Origin of the sequence: Brumicola blandensis (assembly GCF_031846165.1) — a bacterium.
In the GTDB taxonomy this organism is placed as follows: Bacteria; Pseudomonadota; Gammaproteobacteria; order Enterobacterales; family Alteromonadaceae; genus Glaciecola; species Glaciecola blandensis.
This window is the reverse complement of record NZ_JAVRIE010000013.1, coordinates 1-4,178: the sequence shown is the minus strand read 5'-3', so window position 1 is coordinate 4,178 and position 4,178 is coordinate 1. Positions and strand designations below refer to the sequence as shown.

The window sequence follows — 4,178 nt, the reverse complement described above, 5'->3', positions numbered from 1 at the left end:
CGCAATAAACCTAATAGCAAAAATCAAAAAAGGGGTCAGAGTGAATTAAAAAGGGGGTCAGAGTGAATTATTTATCATTTAGCGTTGAGCAGGCCCTCACCAATATAAACACGCTTGTCGGCATCCTGCCCACTCCCAAACGGCATCCTGCCCACTCCCAAACGGCATCCTGCCCACTCCCAAACGGCATCCTGCCCACTCCCAAACGGCATCCCTGCCGTTTGAAGGTTTATATTGGTGAGGACCTGAACAAAGCAGAAAAATAAATTCACTCTGACCCCTTTTTCTTGCCTTAATTAACTTAAGCTTCGGGTTGTGGAGGATACTGTATATTCATATGTTTTGCGTATGCTACAGTAAAGGCCTGCTCCTGAAATATTTTCAATCCTGTTTCAGAAAAATCAACAGAAACTGGATTGCGTTTTATCGATTCTTTTTGTTCTTGCGGAGACATTGTGTGTACATCTAAACCATCGATTAGTTGGATAGCCGCTTCCATTTTGAAACCAAGCGCACCGCCTGCAAATTTTCCTTTAAGAGGACGGTCTTTAATAACCACAGACTCGACTTTATAGTCAGCCATAAGTTTGGCAAACGTTGATTGAAAATAACGAATGTCACCTGTATTGTTGCGCTTATCAAACTCCACCTTACGGACTCTGCAGTCAGGTAGCGTAAAAAGACCATCGTTATAATCGAGTATACAAACAATAGCCTCAGAACCTTTTATTTCAACACCACAAATTTTCATTTCAATTTCTCTTATTCAGTTTTCTTTATTGTAACGCATTTAGACGAGCAAAAAAGATCAACTATCGTACAAGGTGAAGTTAATTTCCCGTTCATCGATTACATAATAATAGTCGCTTACAACAAGTGATTCTTGTTATTATAAAACACATAACCTTTAGACGCTTCGGAACTCTGGTAAATTGACCTCACTGAAACATAGTCACACATTTGGCTTAAATGCCTCTTGTGAGAAAATTCACTACATCGACTCTATTGAAGCACTGAAATTGCATTATCAGAGAAGTGATAGGCAGGCTGAATATATCTTAGGTGAAGGTAGTAATACGATTTTCTTAGATGACTTCGAAGGCGACGTCGTTTTAAATCAACTCAAGGGTAAAGCCCATCAGGAAAACGAAAACAGTCATAATCTGTCTGTAGGCTCAGGTGAAAATTGGCATGATCTTGTGTCTTGGACCTTAGCCCAAAAAATATATGGCTTTGAAAACCTCGCTTTAATACCCGGTACGGTAGGAGCTGCTCCGATACAAAATATTGGGGCTTACGGCGTCGAGATTGCTCAGTTTATTACTAGTGTCGAGTTCTATGATATTGATGAGAATAGAATGAAACTCATTAAAAATGAAGAATGTCGATTTGGGTATCGAGATAGTATTTTTAAGCATGAGCTTTTCAATCGTTGTTTTATTACCGCGGTTAATTTTTTACTACCAAAAAAACACACAGTAAATGCCACTTATGCGCCACTAGACACACTCATCAAACCGTGTCCTGAAGAGATATACACGAAAGTGATTGAAGTTCGTAAAAGTAAACTCCCTGATCCAAAGATTCAGGGTAACGCAGGAAGTTTCTTCAAAAATCCGGTAATTAGTAAAGAAAAATTGAAGTCTTTACTGGCTACACACTCAAAAATACCGTACTTTGAAGTTAACGATAGTGCCGTTAAAGTCCCGGCTGCATGGTTAATTGACCAACTTGGCTTTAAAGGAAAAGAATATCGAGGGGTACGATGTCACGACAAACAACCTCTTGTACTTGTTAACTCAGGTAATGGCGATGGAGAAGGATTACTCATGCTAGCCAGAGAAATAACTCAAAAAGTAACCCAGGCATTCGATATCAAACTTGAGAACGAAGTCAGATTGGTAGGACGACAAGGATTAGTCACATTATGAGAAAAGCAGCAGCACTCACTCGCAGTAAAATTATACAGGTCCTCGCATCTGGTGAATTTCATTCTGGAGAGGACTTAGGAGAGCTTACAGGGATTAGTAGAAGTGCAGTTGCTAATCACATCAAATACCTAGCTGACATTGGTTTAGACATCTTCAGCGTAAAGGGGCGTGGCTACAGGCTTGCGAACCCAATCCAGTTGTTGAATAAAGACAGTATATTGTCTCTCATCGGCCATAAGCATCAAGAGAATATTGATGTATTCACTATCATTGACTCTACGAACACCTTTATTAAACAAAATCTACAAGCCCTTCCTCAGGGCTACATGTGCCTAGCAGAAGCACAAACCAGTGGAAGAGGTAGAAGGGGTAAAACTTGGGTCTCACCCTTCGGGTCTAGTATCTATATGTCTATGGCGTGGACGTTCTCCGGCGGTTATCAATCTATAGTAGGTTTGTCTTTGTTAGTTGGCATTGGTATTAATCGGGTTATGCAAAAATTGGGCATTCATGATTGTAAGTTAAAGTGGCCAAATGACGTTTACCACAATAACAAGAAGCTAGCAGGGATACTGATAGAGGTAGAGGGGCAAGTTGGTTCCGATGCGAACGCAATCATCGGAATAGGAGTCAATGTTGATTTACCAAAGAACATTTCCGGTATTGATCAACCTTTTACAGATATAAAAGAAATTCTGAATCGCTCGCTCGACAGAAATGAACTAATAGCGATGCTATTTAGCACGCTTACCGAGATGCTAAAGGAGTTTGAATCAAGCGGATTACGACCATTTATGGAAGAGTGGAAGAAAGCTGACTTGTTTTATAATCAATATGTATATTTAGTGTCGGGTAACAATCAAATTCACGGTGTGAGCAAAGGTATCAATGAAAGTGGTGCGTTACTACTCGAGAACTCAGGGGGCATCACTCCTCACCATGGTGGAGAAATAAGTGTCCGGAAGTTATAACTTACTGATTGATATTGGTAATTCATGTATTAAGTTTCGCAAATATGACAAAGGCTCACAGTTGTCTTCTCGCGCAGAGACCGCTAGTTCGCCCGAAGAACTCAAACAACATATAGAACTAGCCGAGAAAATATATCTTTCCTGTGTCGGTCGTCGCAGTTTGGTTGACGATATTAATAAAATAGCGACATCTAATAAGGTCGAAGTCATTGAGGCTCGCACACAAGCTGCGCAGTTCGGTCTTAGCAATGCTTATTCAGTTACCTCTAATATGGGCGTAGATCGTTGGTTAGCCATGTTAGCTGCCAACACTAAATCTAAACTAAAGTCTTTTATTGTCGTGGATGTTGGTACGGCGATTACTGTTGATGCTGTTGCAGATGGTCAACATTTGGGTGGATGGATCGCCCCCGGGTTTCGTTTACTGAGAGATTCATTGTTTAAGAATACACAAAATGTATTCGGAAAAGATGAAGAAATCAGTGAAATAGATTTCCAAAAAGACACACCCGAATGTGTTGAAGCGGGATGCAAAGCTCAAATTGTTGGACTATTACATACCGCAATTTTCACTTTATCGAAAAAAAATCAAGATTTTGACATTTTTATTACCGGCGGAAATAGAAATATACTCAAACAAGAAGATTTTGCTTACCCTCTTTTCTTTCATGAAAACTTAGTCTTAGATGGATTAACCTTGTTTGTTGATTAAAAATCAGCAATATTTTGCTTTAAAAAAAGGCATATTAAAAAAAAGTGCAAAAAAAGGTGTTTTTTTCTCAATTAGGTATTGCCACATGCCGATCATTTCTTTAATATGCGCACCCACTTGATGCAGTGCCGACTTAGCTCAGTTGGTAGAGCAACTGACTTGTAATCAGTAGGTCACCAGTTCGACTCCGGTAGTCGGCACCATCAATCTCGGAGGGGTACCCAAGCGGTCAACGGGAGCAGACTGTAAATCTGCCGGCTCAGCCTTCGCAGGTTCGAATCCTGCCCCCTCCACCACTTTCTCTGGAAGTGGGATCGAGAATTAGGAACGCGGGCATCGTATAATGGCTATTACCTCAGCCTTCCAAGCTGATGATGCGGGTTCGATTCCCGCTGCCCGCTCCATTAACGTTGCTGATATGGCTCAGTTGGTAGAGCGCACCCTTGGTAAGGGTGAGGTCGGCAGTTCGAATCTGCCTATCAGCACCATCTCCTAGTTTCCAATCTCACTTCTTAGAAATAATTTTTTTATACGTTGCTGGGAATATTTAAAATGGCAAAGCAA

Annotated in this window: 4 protein-coding genes and 4 tRNA genes; 7 read left to right on the top strand and 1 reads right to left on the bottom strand. The window is 40.8% G+C overall.

What is annotated here, in order from left to right:
* Positions 1-301: 301 nt before the first annotated feature.
* Positions 302-751 (bottom strand): DUF3010 family protein, encoded by a 450-nt coding sequence (locus RM544_RS17600; protein ID WP_311363136.1) that lies wholly within the window; start codon positions 749-751, stop codon positions 302-304.
* Positions 752-932: 181 nt separating this feature from the next.
* Here RM544_RS17600 and murB point away from each other — a divergent pair, with 181 nt between their 5' ends.
* The 7 genes from murB to RM544_RS17565 all read left to right on the top strand — a co-directional run bounded on the left by murB (position 933) and on the right by RM544_RS17565 (position 4,102).
* Positions 933-1,931, top strand: a complete 999-nt coding sequence (gene murB, locus RM544_RS17595; protein ID WP_311363135.1) for a UDP-N-acetylmuramate dehydrogenase — start codon at positions 933-935, stop codon at positions 1,929-1,931.
* Positions 1,928-2,902, top strand: a complete 975-nt coding sequence (gene birA, locus RM544_RS17590) for a bifunctional biotin--[acetyl-CoA-carboxylase] ligase/biotin operon repressor BirA (protein WP_311363134.1) — start codon at positions 1,928-1,930, stop codon at positions 2,900-2,902. Before murB ends, birA begins: the two co-directional genes overlap by 4 nt.
* Complete coding sequence (locus RM544_RS17585) at positions 2,886-3,614, top strand: type III pantothenate kinase (RefSeq protein ID WP_311363133.1); 729 nt, start codon at positions 2,886-2,888, stop codon at positions 3,612-3,614. The genes birA and RM544_RS17585 overlap by 17 nt, the downstream gene beginning before the upstream one ends.
* 127 nt (positions 3,615-3,741) lie before the next feature.
* Positions 3,742-3,817: transfer RNA gene (locus RM544_RS17580), tRNA-Thr, on the top strand.
* An 8-nt stretch (positions 3,818-3,825) separates the two neighbouring features.
* A tRNA-Tyr gene (locus tag RM544_RS17575) sits at positions 3,826-3,910 on the top strand.
* A 33-nt stretch (positions 3,911-3,943) separates the two neighbouring features.
* A tRNA-Gly gene (locus RM544_RS17570) sits at positions 3,944-4,018 on the top strand.
* An 8-nt stretch (positions 4,019-4,026) separates the two neighbouring features.
* A tRNA-Thr gene (locus tag RM544_RS17565) sits at positions 4,027-4,102 on the top strand.
* The last annotated feature ends 76 nt before the right edge of the window (positions 4,103-4,178 follow it).

Bases quoted from the DNA above. Each gene is read 5' to 3' on its own strand.
- RM544_RS17600 (WP_311363136.1), bottom strand. From the start codon at position 751: ATGAAAATTTGTGGTGTTGAAATAAAAGGTTCTGAGGCTATTGTTTGT.
- birA (WP_311363134.1), top strand. From the start codon at position 1,928: ATGAGAAAAGCAGCAGCACTCACTCGCAGTAAAATTATACAGGTCCTC.